Genomic DNA, 18,856 nt, shown 5'->3' on the forward strand with positions numbered 1-18,856 from the left:
AGGGCAACATGAGTGAGTTCTCATGTCCGGGTCGAGACCGAATTTTCGTCCGCGAACCCGGTGCCTATCCGGCGGACGCGTGAGTGAGCGCGCCGGCGCAGATCGTCGCTCGGATCTCGGTGTCGGCCAGATCGTGTGCCGATCGGTGCACGGGATGCTCGACGAGAACGACGATGTCCGCCGTATCCCCCACGCGGAGTATCCCGCGGCCACCGCACGCTGCCCGCAGTGCCACCTCGAGAGGTACCGCTTCCTCGGGGTGCCACGGAGGTCGGTCGTCGTCGGTACGGAACACCGCTGCGGCGACTCCCGCCAACGGCTCGGGCGGACTGACCGGCGCGTCGGAACCGAACAGCAACCTCGCCCCGCTCCGGTGCAGGGTTCCGTATCCGTACGCCACCGAGCGCCGTCCGGCCCACAGATCCTCGGCGATCTCGCGATCGGCCATCGCGTGCTGCGGCTGTACCGATGCCGCGACGCCGAGCGCTGCGAAACGCGCGATGTCCTCCGGCAGGATCTGTTGCGCATGTTCGATTCGACCACCGCAACCGGCACGCTCGAACGCATCGAGAGCAACACCGTTCGCGCGGTCACCGATCGCGTGGATCGCCGGAACGATGCCGCCGCGTGAGGCCCGCGACACGAGCTCGAACAGACCTTCCCGGGTCTCGAGCAGCAGACCGTACGCGTCGTCACCCTCGATCCCCGGGTATCGGTCGTGGCAGCACGCCGTCCGGGTGTTGAGCGAGCCGTCGAGCATCACCTTGAGTGGTCCCCGCCGGATCAGTTCCGACAGAGCCGAGACGTCTCCGGTCCGCTCGCCGCGCTCGAGTGCTTCGTCGAGCCATTGCGGCCACACGGTCGTGTCGACGCGTACCGCGGGAGAGCCGGCCGTCAGGCGTCGATCCCAGACCGTCTTGTTGTCGGCGAACTCGAAATCCACGACGCCGGTGACTCCGCGGACCGCCAGTGCCGCGGTCGCGTCGAGCACGGCTCGATCGAGTTCGGCCGGGTCCTCCTGCTCTTCGAGAGCCATGACCGCTTCGAGGCCGTCGACGTCGCGCAACACACCGGTGGGGTGGTCGATACCCAGGTCGTCGAGCAACGCCGGGCTCAGCCACAGCGTGTGCAGATCCATACTCGTCATCGCCACGCGGGCACCGGGCAGCGCATTCTCGAGCAGGTCCTTGTGTGGCTCCTCCGGCCACTGTGCATCGCGGAAACCGTTGGCGCGCACCACGGATTCACCTGCCGTACGCGCGTAGGGGTACACCAGCGCGACGGCGTCGGCCGCCGACATCGCCGGCCCGACGTCGATTCGCCTACGGGCCGCCGCCCACTGCGTCAGATGCACGTGAGAGTCCACGAATCCGGGTAGCGCCACCCCGCCCCCACCGTCGAGCACCTCGTCACCCACTGCACGTCGAGTACCTGCGGGGGTGATCGCCGCGATGACCGACCCTGCGAGTTCGATGTCGAAGAGCACGCCGGAACCATCCAGTGCGACATTGGCGATAATCACTCCTGGGACTCTAGAGCGTCGACTTCACGGGCGCGCATGCCATCCTCTAGCAATGAAAACAGAGCCTGTTGCGATGCAGACAGAGCAGACCGGTCCTGTCGGATATCACGCGAGCGTGACGGTGCGCTGGTCCGACATGGACGCCTTTGCGCACATCAATCATGCACGGATGGTCACACTGCTCGAAGAAGCGCGAATCGAGTGGCTGCTCAGCGAGGGTGAGGCCAACGAGTCACTGATCAAGAGTGCGTTGATCGCCAACGTGACCATTGCGTACAAGAAGCCGCTCCGTCATTCGGACGGTCCACTCGACGTCACCCTGTGGTTCGAGAAGGTGCGTGCTGTCGACTTCACCATCGGGTACGAGGTGCGCGCCGCGGGAGCGGCACCGGATTCGCCGCCCGCGGTGGTGGCAACCACCCGGATGGCGATGGTCGACGTCGGTGCCGAGACTCTGCGCCGCATCGCGCCGGAGGAGAAGGCCTACCTCGCGCGCTGGACTCGCTGAAACTCGGCCGCCCGGTCGACGAACCACGCCAACGCAGCCGGGTCGTCGACGGCGCTCGCATCGACGGTGCCTGCCGCAGCGGCACCTTGGAAAAGTCGTTTGAGCGGTACCTCGAGTTTCTTCCCCGTTCGAGTGTGGGGCAGCGCGGGCGTGGCGATGACGTCGTCGGGAACGTGTCGCGGCGACACCTGGGTTCCGATGACGGATCGGATGCGTTCGGCCAACTCGTCGGTCGCGCCGCCCGGGACCACCACGAACAGCGGCATCCAATATCCGCCGTCGGGTAGCTCGATGCCCAGAACGAGCGCCTCGGCGACCTCGTCCAACGATTCGACGGCCTGATAGATGTCAGCGCTCCCCATACGAATTCCGTTGCGGTTGAGCGTGGAATCCGACCGGCCGTGGACGAGCACACTGCCGCGATCGGTCCTGGTGATCCAGTCGCCGTGCCGCCAGATTCCCGGATAGGTCTCGAAGTACGCCTCTCGGTAGCGAGATCCGTCCGCGTCGTTCCAGAAGTGCAGCGGCATCGACGGCATCGGCTCGGTGACGACCAACTCACCGACGGTGCCACGGACTGCGTGGCCGTCCTCGTCGTAGGCGTCCAGCGCGACGCCGAGGAACGGCACCGACAGCTCCCCCGCCCGGACCGGCGCGGTCCGCACTCCCCCGGCGAACGCCGACACCACGTCGGTGCCACCGGAGATGGAGAAGACCGGCACATGGGCTCCGATGTTCTCCGACAACCAGATCGACGACGTCGCAGGCATCGCGGACCCGGTGATCCCGACGGCCCGCAGTGCCGAGAGATCGTGATCGGAGCCCGGATGTGCGTCGGCCTTGATGCATGCGAGTACGTACCCGGGGCTGGTGCCGACATAGGTCACACCCAGCCGAGCGGCGATGTCCCACAATGCATCAGGCGTCGGAAATGCGGGATTGCCGTCGGCGCACACGATCGTGGACCCGGCCAGCAGACCGGCGACCTGAAAATTCCACATCATCCAGCTGGGGCTGGTGTACCAGAAGAACACGTCCTCGGGCCCCAGATCGGAGTGCAGGGCAACGGATTTGAGATGTTCGAGCACCACGCCGCCGTGGCCGTGCACGATGCCCTTGGGCAGACCGGTGGTACCGGAGGAGAACACGACCCACAGTGGATGATCGAACGGCACTGCGACCGGTTCCAATTCACGGCTCTGCGCTGTTGCGGCAGACCAGCTCACCGCACTTCCCGACGCCTCGCCGACCGTCACCACCAGCCGTAGCGTCGGCAGCCCGGTCGTGAGCGCGTCGACATCGGCGGCCTTGTCTCGGAACTTCCCTCCGTAGACGTACCCGTCGGCAGTGATCAGTGCCGTGGGTTCGAGCTGGGCCAGACGATCGAGTGCTGCCGAGACCGAGTAGTCCTGCCCGCACGCGGACCACACCGCACCCAGGCTCGCGGTCGCCAGGAACGCGATCACCGCCTCGGGAACGTTGGGCAGATACCCGACGACGCGGTCGCCGCGTCGAACTCCCGCGCCGGCCAACGTCCCCGCCAGCGCCCCGGCCTGATCGATCATCTCCTCCCACGTCACGGTCCGCGTCGAACCGTCCTCGCGGGCGTGCACGATCGCGGCGCGAGCGGGTCGAGCGTGCCGAGTCACGTGGTCCACGTAGTTCAATTCCGTACCCGGAAACCACTGTGCGCCAGGCATCGTGCGCTCCGCGAGCACCGTTGTCGGCACGCTGGAGGAGCGAACCTCGAAGAAGTCCCACACCGCTCGCCAGAACAGCTCCAGCTCGGTCGTCGACCATCGCCACAGAGCGAAGTAGTCCGGGAGAAGCACATCGTGACGTTGCTCGACGAAGCGCGCGAACTCGGTCACCCGAGCCTCGGCAAGGTCGGAAACCGTCGGCGTCCACAGCGCACTGGTCATGGAAGCGAGTATGTCAGCCGAAGGGCAGCTGTTCGATCAGGCCGAGCGATCGCTCGCGCATCTCCACCTTGCGCACCTTGCCGGTGACCGTCATCGGGAACTCGTCGACCACGTGCACGTACCGCGGGATCTTGTAGTGAGCCAACCGCCCGTCGCAGAACTCACGCACCGCTGCCGAATCGAGCGGCGCAGCATCGTCTTTCATCCTGATCCACACCATCAGCTCTTCACCGTACTTCGGGTCGGGCACACCGATCACCTGCGCGTCGAGGACGTCGGGATGTGTGTACAGGAACTCCTCCACTTCGCGGGGATAGATGTTCTCGCCGCCGCGAATCACCATGTCCTTGATCCGTCCGGTGATCGCCACGTAGCCATCGTCGTCCATCACCCCGATGTCGCCGGTGTGCATCCACCCCTCGTCGTCGATGGCCTCGGCGGTCTTCTCCGGCTGCTCCCAGTAGCCCAACATCACCGAATACCCGCGCGTGCACAGCTCGCCCGCCTCGCCGCGCGGCAGTGTGCTGCCCTCGATCGGATCGACGATCTTCACTTCGAGGTGCGGACCGACGCGTCCGACGGTCGACACCCGTTGCTCGATGGAGTCCTCGCTCCGAGTCTGCAGGGACACCGGCGAAGTCTCGGTCATGCCGTAACAGATCGACACCTCGGCCATCCCCATGCGCTCGATCACCTGCTTCATCACCTCGGTGGGGCACGGCGATCCGGCCATGATGCCGGTACGCAGACTGCCGAGGTCGAAGTCCTCGAAGTTTTCCAGTGCCAGTTCGGCGATGAACATCGTCGGGACTCCGTAGAGCGACGTGCACTTCTCCGTGGAAACGGCCGTCAACGTCGCGACCGGATCGAACGAGGGCCCGGGAATCACCATCGCTGCGCCGTGCGACGTGCACGCGAGATTGCCCATCACCATGCCGAAGCAGTGGTAGAACGGCACCGGAATGCACACTCGATCCTCGGCGGTGTAGTGGCAGAGCTCGCCGACGAAGAATCCGTTGTTGAGGATGTTTCGATGACTGAGCGTCGCACCCTTGGGGAAACCCGTTGTCCCCGAGGTGTACTGGATGTTGATGGCGTCGTCGCAGCGGAGCCGCTCGGACACATCGGTGATCATGCGCGGAGTCTTCGCCAGCGCTCGATGCCCGCGATCGGTCATCGCTTCCCACTGGATGCTCCCGATGAACAGCACCTCACGCAGAGACGGCACCTCGGGGCGGGCGTCGTCGATCATCGCCGCGTAGTCCGACCCCTTGAACTCCCTGGCCGACAACAACACCGACACCCCGGCCTGCTTCAGCACGAACTGCAACTCGTGCGAACGGTACGCGGGGTTGATGTTGACCAACACGGCACCGACCTTGGCCGTCGCGTACTGCGCCAGAACCCATTCCGGGCAGTTCGGTGCCCATATCCCGACGCGGTCCCCCACCTCGACACCAGCCACGAGCAAGCCGGCCGCCAACAGATCGACGTCGGCGACGAACTCCGAGTAGGTCCACCGTCGCCCGGACGCAACATCTATCAGCGCATCGCGATCCGAGTACCGCGCCGCAGTTCGATCCAGATTCGCACCGATCGTGTCGTCCAGCACCGCTGTGTCCGACTCACCGGAAGAGTAACTGTCCATACGGCCACGGTAGTGAGCCCGGTCACCCTCGGCCACCCCCGAATAGGGGGATGTCACTCGAGGGTGAGGGCCTCGGCTGCCTCGAGCACATCGGCTCGCGAGGTGTCCTTCAACGCCACACCCGACCCCCCGAGCTTCCTGGCACCGGCCAACAGGCCGGCCACGATTCGTGCCGACTGCGCATACCCCTGGCCTTCCGGCGGATGGATGTTGGATACGCAATTGCGATCGGCGTCGGTGCACCCGGGTTTCGGCAGATGCGTCAGATAGATACCGAGACTGTCGGCGACCGACAACCCCGGACGCTCCCCGATCAGCACCAACACCGTCCGCACACCCATCGCGGCGGCGATGTGGTCACCGAGCGCTACCCGCGCCTCGGTTGCAATCACCGGAGCCGCGATCGAATAACGATCGGAGAGCTCTGCTTTCAGCGCCTCCAGCATCGGCACGCCGTGATCGGCGAGCGCCCGTGGGGACAACCCGTCGCCCAACACGATGCCGATCTCGCTCTCGGAATTCACCACGTCAGACAGATCCTTCGGTTGCCGACCGAGATCTGGCCGTCGCAGATACTCCGCGCGACTCGTCGCCAACGACGTCACCACCGACGGCGCACCGAGACCGACCTGCTCCACCCGGCCCACGAACTCCTCGACCTCGAGCGGCATGTGCACAGCATCACGCGCCGCAGCATGCGCCGAGCGAAACTCGAGCACCCGCGTGGTCGGCAACGAATCACCGATGCGGCCCAACCCGATTCGAGCCTGCGTCATCGCGCGCAACTCGCCCCAGAACTCTACTTCCGGTCGTTCCGCTGGCGTGCTCATCGCGCACTCATCAACGCGCGCAGCGGCGATCCCGCGGCATCGACGTCGAGGACTCTGCCGTCGGCGTCCACCATGCCCAGTCGGGAGAGCCACGACTCGAATTCCGGTGCGGGTCGCAGACCGAGAACCTGCCGAACGTAGAGCACATCGTGAAAACTCAACGACTGGTAGCCGAGCATGACGTCGTCGGCACCCGGCACCGCGATCACGAACGCGACCCCGGCGGTACCCAGGAGCGTCAGCAGGGTGTCCATGTCGTCCTGGTCGGCCTCGGCATGGTTGGTGTAGCAGACGTCGACACCCATCGGCAGTCCCAGCAGCTTGCCGCAGAAGTGATCTTCGAGGCCGGCTCTGATGATCTGTTTGCCGTCGTACAGGTACTCGGGCCCGATGAATCCGACGACGGTGTTGATCAGCAGCGGCTCGAGATCGCGGGCCACCGCATACGCACGCGTTTCGAGGGTCTGCTGATCGACGGGGCGGTCGCCGGTACCGATGTGCGCGCCCGCCGACAACGCCGAACCCTGGCCTGTTTCGAGATACATGACGTTGTTCCCGACGGTTCCGCGGTGCAGCGATCGGCCGGCCTCGTTGGCTTGCCGAAGCAGCGGGATGTTCACTCCGAAGCTCGAATTGGCTCCTTCGGTGCCCGCGATGGACTGGAACACCAGATCGACCGGAACGCCCTTGTCGATCAGTTCCATCGTCGTCGTCACGTGCGAGAGCACGCACGACTGAGTGGGAATCTCGAAGCGTTGCCGGATCTCGTCGAGCAGGTGCAGCAGTTCGGCCGTCGCCTGAGGTGAGTCGGTCGCCGGGTTGATCCCGATGACCGCGTCACCCGATCCGAGCAGCAACCCGTCGAGCGTGGCCGCGGCGATTCCGCGGGGGTCGTCCGTCGGGTGATTGGGCTGAAGCCGGGTGGTGAGCGTTCCGGGCAGTCCCACCGTCGTACGAAAAGCCGACGTCACCTGCACGGCTCGAGACACCGCGATGAGATCCTGGTTTCGCATGATCTTGCTGACCGCTGCCACCATCTCCGGAGTCAGTCCGGCGGCCACCGACCGCAACGTCGCGGCCGCGTCCGGCCTGGCGGTGACCTGGAGCAGCCAGTCCCGCAAGCCTCCGACGGTCAGGTGCGACACCGCTCCGAAGGCGATGCGATCGTGTGAATCGATGATGAGCCGGGTGACCTCGTCGCTCTCGTACGGCACGAGCAGATCCTGCAGGAAGACGTCGAGCGAGACCTCCGACAATGCCCACTGGGCTGCCGCGCGCTCGGCATCCGATTCCGCTGCGCAGCCTGCCAATTCGTCGCCCGATCGAAGCGGTGTCGCCTTGGCCATCAAGTCCACCAACCCGTCGAAGGTGTAGGTGGTGCCCGAGACCTGCTGGGTGTAGATCGTCATTCCAGCTCGGCCTCGGCCTCGGCCAGCGCAGCGAACTCCTCGTCCGGCGAGTTCGCGACCAGATGATGCCTGCTGTAGATGCCGAAGTAGGCCATGAACGCGACGAACACGCCGAGGCACCACAGTGCCGCTGTGGAATCGACGACGAACGTGGCGACAACGGCGAGCGCTGCGACGATCAACGCGAATCCGGTGGTCACGACGCCGCCGGGGGTTCGGTACGGGCGTTCCATGTTCGGCTCCTTGCGACGGAGCACGATGTGACTGACCATCATCAGTACGTAGCTCAGCGCCGCGCCGAACACGGCCATGTTCAGCAACATTGCGCCCTGACCGGTCAGTGAGAGCAGGAAGCCGATGACGCCGGGGACGATCAAGGCGAGCGTCGGGGCCTTGCGAGAGTTGGTGATGGACAGTGTCTTCGGCAGGTATCCGGCACGCGAGAGCGCAAAGAGCTGGCGCGAGTACGCGTACATGATCGAGAAGAAGGACGCAACCAGTCCGGCGAGGCCGATGTAGTTGACGATCTTGCTCGCAGTTCCGTCACCGAGGGCTTCCACCAACGGATTTCCCGATTCCTTGACGGCGTCGGCACCGCCTGCGCCGGTCACCAGGAGCAGCACGACAGCACCGGTGACGAGCAGCACGCCCATGGCGGCGATGATGCCGCGTGGGACGTTCTTGGTCGGATCCTTGGCCTCTTCTGCGGCCAGCGGAACGCCTTCGATCGCAAGGAAGAACCAGATGGCGAACGGGACGGCAGCCCAGATGCCCAGGTAGCCGAACGGCAGAAATCCCGAAGCTCCGGCTGCGTCGGTGGGCGCGATGTCGGTCAGGTTGCTCGCGTCGAATTGTCCGATGGCGGCGACGGCGAACACGATGAGTCCGACCAAGGCGATCGCGGTGATGACGAACATGATCTTGAGGGCTTCGCCTGCGCCGGAGAGATGGATTCCGATGAACACCGCATAGACCACCAGGTAGACCCACCACCCGTCGGTGATGCCGAACAGCCCGAGGGATTCGACGTAGGCACCGATGAACGTCGCGATGGCGGCGGGAGCGATGGCGTACTCGATGAGAATCGCTGTACCGGTGGCGAATCCGCCCCACGGTCCGAGAGCGCGGCGGGCGAAGGTGTAGCCACCGCCGGCCGCGGGCAGCGCCGAGGACATCTCGGCCATGCCGAGCACCATGGCCAGGTACATGCCCGCGATGATGATCGCCGCGATGAGCAGACCACCGAAGCCACCCTCGGCGAGACCGAAATTCCATCCGGAATAGTCCCCGGAGATGACGTAGCTGACTCCGAGGCCCGCCAGCAGGACCCAGCCTGCCGTTCCCTTCTTCAGGGTTCGCTTGGCCAGGTAGTCACCGCCCTCGACGTGTGACTGAGTGCTCTCGTGGGAGCCCGATTTCGGAGGAGACGACTGGGGGTCTACTACGGACATGACAAGCCTCTCGTAGCCATAACGCTCGGGACGACGGTCACGCCCGAGGGGACGATTCACAACAGGTGTGGCGCGCGAATCGGTTCACGATAGGCGCGTGATGTAAGCGGCGCGTCATCGATGAATGACGGGCGAATTACGGCTGGTACCCGACGGCGTTGACGTCGCCGAGGTCTCCCTCGTCCGGTTCGGCGACTGTCAGTACTGCGTCCACCACAGCTCTGTTGGCTTCCAACTCACGCTCCAGCCGCCGGAGCGTGTGCGCGATGCGTGATTCTGCGAAATCACCGACGAGATCGACACTCGCCACCACGTAGAGCTGTTTGGGACCGACGAACTCGATGCGAACGAACCGGACCGACGCCACGTCGGGAAGTTCCTCGATCCGCTGCACCACCGCGTTCCATAATGCTCTCGATCCCGGTTCGCCGGTGAGGAATCGGCGGTTTCGATCGATGAGTACGAACGCGACGATTCCGAGCAGCACACCCACCAGAATCGAGCCGATGGCGTCGAAGGCAGCGTTACCGGTGAGCTGATGCAATCCGATTCCGGCACCGGCGATGACTATGCCGATCAGTGCGGCACTGTCCTCGGCGAACACTGCGCGCAGTGTCGGATCCGAGGTCTCGAGCGCGTGATCGAGAAAGTCTCTGTGGTACTCGGCGGCCTCCCCGCGAATCTGTCGAACCGATTGCAGAAACGAGACTCCCTCGAGCAGAAATGCGATGCCGAGCACCACGTATGCGACGAGGTAGTTCTCGCTGCTCGATTCGCCGGCGAACAGCGAGGTGATGCCGTGCCACACCGACACCGCCGCACCGGCGACGAAGAGTCCGACCGCTGCGAGAGTCGACCAGAAGTAGGTCTCCCGCCCGTAGCCGAGTGGCCGTCGTTCGTCCGGTCCGCGCGATCCCCGACGATTGGCGACGAGCAGGAATATCTCGTTCCCGGTATCGGCCCAGGAGTGCGCGGCTTCGGCAACCATCGACGCAGATCCGGTGAACACCGCTGCACAGGTCTTCGCGATCGCGACGCCGAGGTTGGCGACGAAAGCGATGACCACGGTGCGCAGGCTCTCGTCACCCTCGACGTGGTCGGACTTCGGTGCGCTCTTCATCGTTCGCACTGTATGCGCTCCGCGCAGTGGTGCGGCTGAGTGCCGCCTGGGGCTCTCAGCCGCGCCACTGCCGCAGGCATTCAGCCCTGGAGCATCCCCGGAACGGGACATGCGTCGACGGCCTCGGCGACCACCAGCGGATCGTCGGGGATCTCCGGCCGTCGGCCTTCTTCCCAGTCGACACCCACGAGCGGTGGGTACTCGGCGAGGATGTCGTTCTCCTCGGCGGTGTACGCACGTCCGCGGCTGAGGAAGCGCACTCCCTCGGGCGATTCGAGCGAGAACCCACCGCCGCGGCCGGGAACCACGTCGAGCACGAGTTGCGTGTGCTTCCACGCCTGGAACTGAGACCCCGAAATCCACACCGGTACACCGTCGCTCCCGCTCGGGAGGTCCTGTGGGACCTCGCCGACGCCGAGCCTGAGGTCGATGTACCCCAGGAGAACGTCCCGGTCGCCGACGATGAATTCGCCGGCGGGATAACACATCGGCGACGACCCGTCACAGCATCCCCCGGACTGATGCATCATCAGTTCGCCGTGGATACCGCCGAGGCGACGGAGCAGGTCCATCGCCTCGACGGTGGTCTTCAGCCGCGCAGGCGGCCGAGGGGCATTCATCAGAAGAAGCCCTGTGCCTTCTGGGCGTAGCTGACCAACAGGTTCTTGGTCTGCTGGTAATGATCGAGCATCATCTTGTGGTTCTCACGGCCGATACCCGACTGCTTGTAGCCACCGAACGCCGCGTGCGCGGGGTACTGGTGATACGTGTTGGTCCAGACGCGACCGGCCTGGATATCGCGGCCGGCACGGTAGGCGATGCCGCCGTCCCGCGACCAGACGCCTGCGCCGAGCCCGTACAGGGTGTCGTTGGCGATCTCGATGGCGTTGTCGTAGTCGGTGAACGACGTGACCGAGACGACCGGCCCGAAGATCTCCTCCTGGAAGATGCGCATGTTGTTCTTGCCGGTGAAGATCGTGGGCTGCATGTAGTAGCCGCCGTTGAGGTCGCCGCCCAGCTGTGCGCGCTCGCCGCCGGTGACGACCTGTGCGCCTTCACCCTTGCCGATCTCGATGTACGACAGGATCTTCTGGAGCTGATCGTTCGAGGCCTGTGCGCCGATCATTGTCTCGGTGTCGAGCGGATCTCCCTGTCGCACAGCCTTGGTACGGATGGCTGCAAGGGCGAGGAACTCGTCGAAGATGTCGGCCTGGATCAGCGAGCGCGACGGGCAGGTGCACACTTCACCCTGGTTGAGGGCGAACATCGTGAAGCCCTCCAGCGCCTTGTCCTGGTAGTCGTCGTTGGCCTGCAGCACGTCGGAGAAGAAGACGTTGGGGCTCTTGCCACCGAGCTCGAGTGTCACCGGGATCAAGTTCTGCGACGCGTACTGCATGATCAGGCGGCCGGTGGTGGTCTCGCCGGTGAACGCGATCTTGGAGATACGCGGGCTCGAAGCCAGCGGCTTGCCTGCCTCGACGCCGAATCCGTTGACGATGTTGAGCACGCCCGCGGGCAGCAGGTCGCCGATGATCGAGATCAGGTGCAGGATCGACGCGGGGGTCTGCTCGGCGGGCTTGAGCACCACTGCGTTACCGGCGGCGAGGGCGGGGGCGAGCTTCCACACGGCCATGAGGATCGGGAAGTTCCACGGGATGATCTGCCCGACGACGCCGAGCGGCTCGTGGAAGTGGTAAGCGACTGTGTCGCTGTCGATTTCGGAGAGCGATCCCTCCTGCGCGCGGATGCAGCCGGCGAAGTAGCGGAAGTGATCGATGGCCAGCGGGATGTCGGCGTTCAGTGTTTCGCGGATCGGCTTGCCGTTGTCCCAGGACTCCGCCAGCGCGATGGACTCGAGGTTGTCGGCGATGCGGTCGGCGATCTTGTTCAGGATCACGGCACGCTCGGCCGCGGAGGTCTTGCCCCATGCGGGGGCTGCGGCATGTGCGGCGTCGAGCGCGAGCTCGATGTCCTCGGACGTGGAGCGGGCGACCTCGCAGAAGTTCTCACCGGTGACGGGAGTCGGGTTCTCGAAGTACTGGCCCTTGACCGGCGGTACCCACTCGCCGCCGATCCAGTTGTCGTAGCGCGACTGGAACGACATGACGGAATCGGCGGTACCTGGACGGGCGTAGACGGACATTGAAAATCCTCCTGATCGACACGTGCTTCACAGTTGATGCGGTGTGTGATTCAGGACACTAGGGCTTGCAACGTTGCAACTACGTTGCCGATTCCGAGGACGGCCTTGAGCGACCGGTTCCTCAGATGCCGAGATCGCGGTCGAGTAGGTCGATACGCGCACTGACCTGCCCGTAGAGCGCGGAGTCGCGGCTGAGCGTGGCCCGGTACGCCTCCCATGCGATGACGTCCGTGCGGCCGTGGATGGACGAGGTCCACTGCGCCAGCAGCACTGGATCTCCGAGTCGGAGCAATGCGGCCTGCATCCGAGACCGCAGTTCCTCGCGGATCTCCTCGATTCCCGGCGCGGACGACCCGGGAAGCACCGGGCCCGAGTAGATGCGCAGAGCAGCGTCGACGTCGCCTCGATCCAGGGCTCGTCGGATATCGCCGACGTCGGAGGACAACTCGCCGACCAGCCGGTAGGGCCGCGATGCCAGGCCTGCAGTACCGAAGGCCTTGCGCAGCCTCGACATCTCGGCGCGAATGGTGACCGAGTCGAGTTCCTGCTCGTCGAGCAGAACGGCGAGGTGGTCGGAGCTCAGGCCTTCGGGATGCTCACCGAGCAGAAGCAGAATTTCGGCGTGCCGCTGCGAGAGCGGTATCCGACCGGATCCGCGCACCACTCCCGGCCGTCCCGATCCCAGGACCTCGAGCCGGGGAGCTGTGTCGCCCAATGATTTCGGCGAGTTCATCAGATGCAGGCGCAGCTCGGATTCAGCAGCGGCGACCGTTGCGCGTACCAACGAGAGCACCTCGGGCACCGCTACCCGCGGGCCACCGGTGATATCGATGGCTCCCAGGATGTGACCACTGGTGGGGTGGTGCACCGGTGCCGCCGAGCAGCTCCACTCGTGCACCGACCGCGAGAAGTGCTCGGATGCGAAGATCTGCACGCTGTGATCGACCGCGAGCGCAGTGCCCGGGGCGTTGGTACCTTTGCTCTCCTCGCTCCAATCGACCCCCTCGGCGAAGTCCATCGCGAGTGCTCGGTCCTTGGCCGCAGAATCACCCTCGACCCACAGCAGGCGTCCCTCGGCATCGGAAATCGCAACGAGCAAACCGGTGTCGGACGCGTCCTCGACCAGAAGCTTTCGAATCACCGGACGGATGATGGCCATCGGGTGTCCGTTGCGGTAGCGCTCGAGGTCCGCACCGGTCAGCGCTGGAGTGTCGTTGCCACCGTCCGGGTCGACACCCTTGGTTCGGCTGCGCATCCACGAATCGAGAACGACCGACCGGACGGCCGACCCATGGGTGCGAACATCGTCGACGAAAGATTGATGGGCACTGGACATCTGGCGCGCGAGCACAGCGACGTCCTCGCCGGGGCGCACTGCGACCCAGGGGTTGCCACCACTGTCCGATCGGCTTGCCATTCGACGCTTCCTCCGTGACCTGTCCACATCGTTGTAACCCAGCTCACACGCAAGGATACAGCCGTGGCCGACGCGCGCGGCCGTGGCCGGTTGCGCCGACCCCGAGTGCCTACTTCTTCTTGACGGCCGTGGTGATGATGTCGTTGCTGGTGTCACCACTGGATTTGGCCCGCTTGTCTGCGCGCTTGTCCTTGAGCGATTTGCCGGATTTCTTGGTCATCGTGTTGCGGGGCGATTTGTCCGACATGGCAGTAACCCATCTATCGGGGAACCTGAACGGTCCCCAGACCACGAACGCTACGCCTACACACCCTCACCGTGGTCTGCAACAGCCACCGGTCGTTCCGCCGGCTCCTCTCCCATCAACGCAGCGGCGCGTTCGGCGAACATGATCGCCGTCGCATGCGGCCCGCGGCTGGGCACCATCGGGAACGCCGAAGTATCGATCACGAAGACTCCATCCACTCCGCGCACGCGGCAGTGATCGTCGAGCACCGACCCCGGATCCGACTCGGGTCCCATCCTGGCGCTACCGGACAGGTGCAACGACGTGCCCAGTGCAGCGAGAGGGTCGTCGACCGCAGGGACCTCGACGCACGGCATGGACGGCGATGCGATCAGATCTCGCGCCAGTGCGACGCCACCTCGCACCGCCTGCCGATCACCCTCCGATTCGAGATAGCGGTAGCGCACGTCCGGAGCCTCGAACGGATCCGTGCTGCGCAGCGCGATGCTCCCTCGTGCCGTCGAGCGCATGAGGCCGACACCGAACACGTGCGGACCTGCGGGGAGCCCGGAAATGAGTCGGTCGAATCTCCCGGTGTACGGCCTGATCTCCACGTCGCCCGCATGCAGCACCGCTTCCAGAGCACGAGATGCCGTCGGGAATTCGTTCGTCGTGACGACGGGAACGGCAACCTCGGGATGGTCGCTGAAACCCTGGCCGACTCCAGGACTGTCGGCGACGACCGAAATACCCAGCGCAGCAAAGCTTTCCGACGGTCCTATGCCGGATCGAAGCAGTAGGGCAGGAGTATGCACCGCGCCGGCCGAGACGACAACGGTGTCGGACTCGACGACACTACGTACACCGTCGGCGATGATCTCGACCCCGATCACCTTGCTTCCCTTGAATATCAACGACGCGACCGTCGTATTCCCCTGTACCCGTAGGTTCTTCCTTCCGACGACCGGCAACAGATATGCCAGAGCGGCACTTACGCGGACCCCGTCGCGAATATTCGAGGGCACGACGCCCACTCCCCCCACGGCCGCGTCGGGAGCGTTCAGGTCCTCGTGGAACAGAAAGCCCGCGTTCGTAGCGGCCTGCACGAATGCCGCCGTCACGGGATGTCGGTCCTGCGCGGGAGTGCGCGAGACCGGCATCGGTCCGTGGGAACCGTGCCACCGACCGGTCGCCCCGACATCGAGATCGGTTTCGGAGCCGATGTAGAACGGCAACACCTGATCGAAGGACCACACCGACTGCGGCCACGCGTCGAAGTCGCCCGGCGTGGCGCGGACGAAGTATCCGCCGTTCACCGCGCCGGAGCCCCCCAGCACCCGGCCTCGCGCGATCGTCCGAGACACATCCGCCGCGAGTTCGGCCGTGTAGGTCCCCACCCATTCGCTCCCCGGGCCGATGGGAAGCGTCGACGCGTCGAGCAAAGCCGCCGGAACATCGGCGACGCCGGAGAACGCAGGCCCGGTTTCGAGCAACAGCACCGACCGATCCGGATTCTCACTGAGCCTCGACGCAACGACGCAGCCACAGGAGCCGCCTCCCACGACGATGACGTCCGCGTGCTCGATTCCGATCACACCGTCTGCGGGGCGGGCCCGGCTCGCACCGCGTCAGCCGTCCAGGCGGGGCTTGAGCGCGTCGATGCTGCGCGCGGACAGTGCACCGCGCCACAGGCCTGCGCCGTACGCAACATCATCGGCACGTTTGTAGAACGCGTACCGAACCGGGTCGAGACCGCCGAGTTCCCGATGCTTGTACCAATCCGAAAACGCCTCTGCAACAGCCAATCCCAGCGCTATTCTACGAATACGACTCGACAGCAGCACGGCGAGCAGGGTGATCGGCCAATAGTGTCGACACAGGGCCGACGCCAACTGCCACAACCCCGCCACGAAACCCTCGGCAGCGAGAATGGCCGCGATTCGCGTGGGCTGATCCAGACCGACGAACATCTTGCGCAGGCGAACGATCGTGACACCGAGTGTGGCGGCGGCACCGACGAGTCCGATCCTCGTCAGACTCGCGGCGAGCAGACACGCGACCAACGTCCACGGCGACATCGCGATGGGCGGCACCATTCCCGGATGACGTGCCGACAACGGTGTGGCACCGGTCCCGTAGAACAGCTTGCGTGCGAACCACTCGACGAAGGTGACGCGATGCTCGTGCGCGACGTGAGCGACCGGTTCGTAGCGCAGTCGCCAACCCGCCTCCTGCAGCCGCCAGCACAGGTCCACGTCCTCGGCCACGTGCATCGACTCGTCGAATCCCTCGCAGTCCATCGCCACCGACCGACGAATCAGCATTGCCGCACTGGGCACGTAGGAGACCGAGCTGCCTGCGCGTACCGCTGCTTCCCTGCGACCGAGGTCGAGGGACGAGCGCGCGTGTTCGTACCTGGCCAGGGCGCTGCCCTCGGGCTCCAGCGCGACGATTCGGGGTGCCACCAGCGCCACGGCCGGATCCGAGAAGTGCCCCAGCATCACCTCGAGCCATCCCTTGCGCGGAACGACGTCCGAGTCCAGGAAAGCCACGAAATCGGTTGTTGCACATCGCAATCCCGTGTTTCGCGCCGCAGCGGGTCCGCGCGAGTGCTCGTGTCGGAGCACCGTCACGCTGCCCACACTCCACGAGACCCGCGGCACTGCGACCGGAACGTCCGACCCGTCGTCGACGATGATGACGTGCAGACCGTGGAGTGCTGCGATCAAGCGCTCCAACCCGGCCTCGTTGTTCTTGAGCGGTACGACCACAGTGACGTCGCTCGGCGACGGAATCGACATCGGGCGCGGGTTCCCGACACCCGAGTCGAGCAGTTTGCGAGCGACGAGAGCGGACTGCGAGTCGGTCACTTCGATGAAACCGTCACCGATCATCGCCGCTGCCGTCGGTGCGAGCTTGAGCATGCGTGTCGGTGAACCACCGATCAGGACTCGTCCTTCGGAGAATGTGCGTACGCGTGGATCGACTCGCACCCCGAAGCCGTCAGGCAACCGACCTTCACCCATCAGGAGATCGTAAGCGGACGAGACGCCGAAGTGTCGGCCACCCGTGAAATCGGACGGAACATACCCATGCCCCGTTTTTCCGGAATCGTCGGACGGCCCCTCAGCAGGCATTCCATCGAGCTCGTTCATGTGATCACTCCGTGCTCGGAGGGACTCCATCTCTGCACAGCGTCGCCGGCGCGGGTGCAGAGCTGCTCGAACATCCGACGCCCCTCCTCCGGATCGGCCCCGGTGGGATCACCGAGCACCCCGTTCGCAGTGATCGGTGCCATGCCGTCGACGCGAAGCGCAGGCAACAGGTCGGCGATGTCGGCGACATTGCCCACCTCGGCCTTGCTCATGTTCACCACCTCGGGCGAAAGGTGCAGCAGCAACGACGTTTCGGTGCGCCCGGCGTGAGCATCTGCTCCCGGTATCGCGCACGGAAACCACACGACGTCGCGGCCCTCGTAGCGCAGCAGCAGTACGGCAGAGCGCACGGTGGGGCCGTTGCCTCCGTGTCCGTTGACGAACACCACTCGCTCGGCCCAGCGGCATGCAGAACGTCCGTACTCCACCAGAACCGATTCGAGCGCTACGGCCCCGATCGAGACGGTGCCAGGAAATCCCTCGTGCTCGCCACTGGCTCCGTACGCGATCGCGGGGGCCACGAGAGCATCCTCGATGGTGTGCGCCACGGCGGTTGCGATACGAGTGTCGGTATCGAGCGGGAGGTGCGGACCGTGCTGCTCGATCGAGCCGACCGGCACCACCAGGGTGCGAGACCCGTCCAGGTCCGGCCAGTACTGCGTACCGAGGGGGTCCGTGGCCATGAGTGCAGATGCTATCGGATGGAACGAGGACGTCACGCCGCCGAAACACTGCGACGATAATCTTCGATTCGTGCCACCCCGTCGCCGATCCGTATTGCTCTCGCAATTGTCGATATCGGCACCCGGCGGCCCGCAACCGACAATTCTGCAAGAGTTACGCCGAGTCATTCTGGCCGGCGATGCGCCGCCGAATACGCCGATTCCACTCAATGAAGTAGCGGAACTCTTCGGGGTGAGCAGAATTCCGGTGCGCGAATCCCTCAAGACACTCATCGGCGAGGGACTGGTCGATCATCGACCGAATCTGGGCTACACGGTTGCGCAGTTGACCGCAGCCGAACTTCGCGAAATGTACATTGTGCGAGAGGTATTGGAGACGGCTGCACTACCGTCCGCAGTCGGGCTCGCCACCGAGGCCGACCGGGCCCATATCGTCGAGATCAATCGTCAACTCGAGGCCTCGCTGGCCCAGGACGACTCGCGAGAATACCACCGCCTCTCGCGTGAGTTCCACCTGTCCCTGACCCGTCCGTCCCGCATGCAACGATTGCTGCACATGCTCGAATCCGCCTGGAACATCACCGAACCCGTGCAACCCATGGTGCATGTCGCCGGGTCGGACAGGGCGTCGCTGCACAGCGATCACGCCGAAATGCTCGCGGCATTTCTGGCCGGCGATTCCGCGGGCTTGCTGCGCGCCGCGCAGCATCACCACACGCGTCTCAATTCGGTCATTTCGACGCTGTCGAACGATCACGGATTGTTCGCCGATCCGTCGTCGGAATAGAGACTGCGGGAACGACCGGAAAAGATACGGGAGTG

16 protein-coding genes are annotated in these 18,856 nt (G+C 65.0%); 2 read left to right on the top strand and 14 right to left on the bottom strand.

Annotated elements, in window-relative coordinates:
- Window positions 1-64: 64 nt before the first annotated feature.
- Window positions 65-1,522: an amidohydrolase gene (locus CH256_RS06760; RefSeq protein ID WP_094669162.1), complete on the bottom strand. Its 1,458-nt coding sequence runs from the start codon at window positions 1,520-1,522 to the stop codon at window positions 65-67.
- A 73-nt stretch (window positions 1,523-1,595) separates the two neighbouring features.
- Between CH256_RS06760 and CH256_RS06765 the strand changes: the two genes are divergently transcribed.
- Window positions 1,596-2,030: an acyl-CoA thioesterase gene (locus tag CH256_RS06765; RefSeq protein WP_094639180.1), complete on the top strand. Its 435-nt coding sequence runs from the start codon at window positions 1,596-1,598 to the stop codon at window positions 2,028-2,030.
- On the opposite strand, the gene CH256_RS06770 is transcribed toward CH256_RS06765, so the two are convergent.
- The 13 genes from CH256_RS06770 to mftE all read right to left on the bottom strand — a co-directional run bounded on the left by CH256_RS06770 (window position 2,006) and on the right by mftE (window position 18,034).
- Window positions 2,006-3,952 carry an acetoacetate--CoA ligase gene (locus CH256_RS06770; protein ID WP_094669163.1) on the bottom strand — a complete coding sequence of 649 codons (1,947 nt, stop codon included), beginning with the start codon at window positions 3,950-3,952 and terminating at the stop codon, window positions 2,006-2,008. The genes CH256_RS06765 and CH256_RS06770 overlap by 25 nt on opposite strands.
- Window positions 3,953-3,965: 13 nt before the next feature.
- Window positions 3,966-5,600: an AMP-binding protein gene (locus CH256_RS06775; RefSeq protein ID WP_068051480.1), complete on the bottom strand. Its 1,635-nt coding sequence runs from the start codon at window positions 5,598-5,600 to the stop codon at window positions 3,966-3,968.
- 53 nt (window positions 5,601-5,653) lie between these two features.
- Complete coding sequence (gene eutC / locus CH256_RS06780) at window positions 5,654-6,430, bottom strand: ethanolamine ammonia-lyase subunit EutC (protein WP_094669164.1); 777 nt, start codon at window positions 6,428-6,430, stop codon at window positions 5,654-5,656.
- The gene (locus tag CH256_RS06785; RefSeq protein WP_068051484.1) at window positions 6,427-7,839 is read right to left on the bottom strand and encodes an ethanolamine ammonia-lyase subunit EutB; all 1,413 of its coding nucleotides are present in this window, start codon (window positions 7,837-7,839) and stop codon (window positions 6,427-6,429) included. The genes eutC and CH256_RS06785 overlap by 4 nt, the downstream gene beginning before the upstream one ends.
- The gene (eat, locus tag CH256_RS06790; RefSeq protein WP_094639118.1) at window positions 7,836-9,290 is read right to left on the bottom strand and encodes an ethanolamine permease; all 1,455 of its coding nucleotides are present in this window, start codon (window positions 9,288-9,290) and stop codon (window positions 7,836-7,838) included. Before eat ends, CH256_RS06785 begins: the two co-directional genes overlap by 4 nt.
- Before the next feature lie 136 nt (window positions 9,291-9,426).
- Window positions 9,427-10,410: a cation diffusion facilitator family transporter gene (locus tag CH256_RS06795; protein WP_094639117.1), complete on the bottom strand. Its 984-nt coding sequence runs from the start codon at window positions 10,408-10,410 to the stop codon at window positions 9,427-9,429.
- Between the two features lie 80 nt (window positions 10,411-10,490).
- Window positions 10,491-11,030 carry a DUF779 domain-containing protein gene (locus CH256_RS06800; RefSeq protein WP_068051490.1) on the bottom strand — a complete coding sequence of 180 codons (540 nt, stop codon included), beginning with the start codon at window positions 11,028-11,030 and terminating at the stop codon, window positions 10,491-10,493.
- Entirely contained in the window at window positions 11,030-12,553 is a 1,524-nt protein-coding gene (gene exaC, locus CH256_RS06805) for an acetaldehyde dehydrogenase ExaC (RefSeq protein WP_068051492.1), read from the bottom strand. The genes CH256_RS06800 and exaC overlap by 1 nt, the downstream gene beginning before the upstream one ends.
- A gap of 121 nt (window positions 12,554-12,674) precedes the next feature.
- Window positions 12,675-13,970: a transcriptional regulator gene (locus CH256_RS06810; protein ID WP_068051494.1), complete on the bottom strand. Its 1,296-nt coding sequence runs from the start codon at window positions 13,968-13,970 to the stop codon at window positions 12,675-12,677.
- Window positions 13,971-14,079: 109 nt separating this feature from the next.
- Window positions 14,080-14,217, bottom strand: a complete 138-nt coding sequence (locus CH256_RS27995; protein ID WP_176460347.1) for a hypothetical protein — start codon at window positions 14,215-14,217, stop codon at window positions 14,080-14,082.
- A 56-nt stretch (window positions 14,218-14,273) separates the two neighbouring features.
- Complete coding sequence (gene mftG, locus CH256_RS06815) at window positions 14,274-15,791, bottom strand: mycofactocin dehydrogenase MftG (RefSeq protein ID WP_256989388.1); 1,518 nt, start codon at window positions 15,789-15,791, stop codon at window positions 14,274-14,276.
- Between the two features lie 33 nt (window positions 15,792-15,824).
- Window positions 15,825-17,222 (bottom strand): mycofactocin biosynthesis glycosyltransferase MftF, encoded by a 1,398-nt coding sequence (mftF, locus tag CH256_RS06820; RefSeq protein WP_094639178.1) that lies wholly within the window; start codon window positions 17,220-17,222, stop codon window positions 15,825-15,827.
- A gap of 125 nt (window positions 17,223-17,347) precedes the next feature.
- Entirely contained in the window at window positions 17,348-18,034 is a 687-nt protein-coding gene (gene mftE, locus CH256_RS06825) for a mycofactocin biosynthesis peptidyl-dipeptidase MftE (RefSeq protein WP_068051498.1), read from the bottom strand.
- A 70-nt stretch (window positions 18,035-18,104) separates the two neighbouring features.
- Here mftE and CH256_RS06830 point away from each other — a divergent pair, with 70 nt between their 5' ends.
- Window positions 18,105-18,821 carry a GntR family transcriptional regulator gene (locus CH256_RS06830; protein ID WP_068051513.1) on the top strand — a complete coding sequence of 239 codons (717 nt, stop codon included), beginning with the start codon at window positions 18,105-18,107 and terminating at the stop codon, window positions 18,819-18,821.
- Window positions 18,822-18,856: the final 35 nt, after the last annotated feature.

The sequence above is a fragment of the Rhodococcus sp. 05-2254-6 genome (genome assembly GCF_002258565.1).
Taxonomy (GTDB): Bacteria; Actinomycetota; Actinomycetes; order Mycobacteriales; family Mycobacteriaceae; genus Rhodococcoides.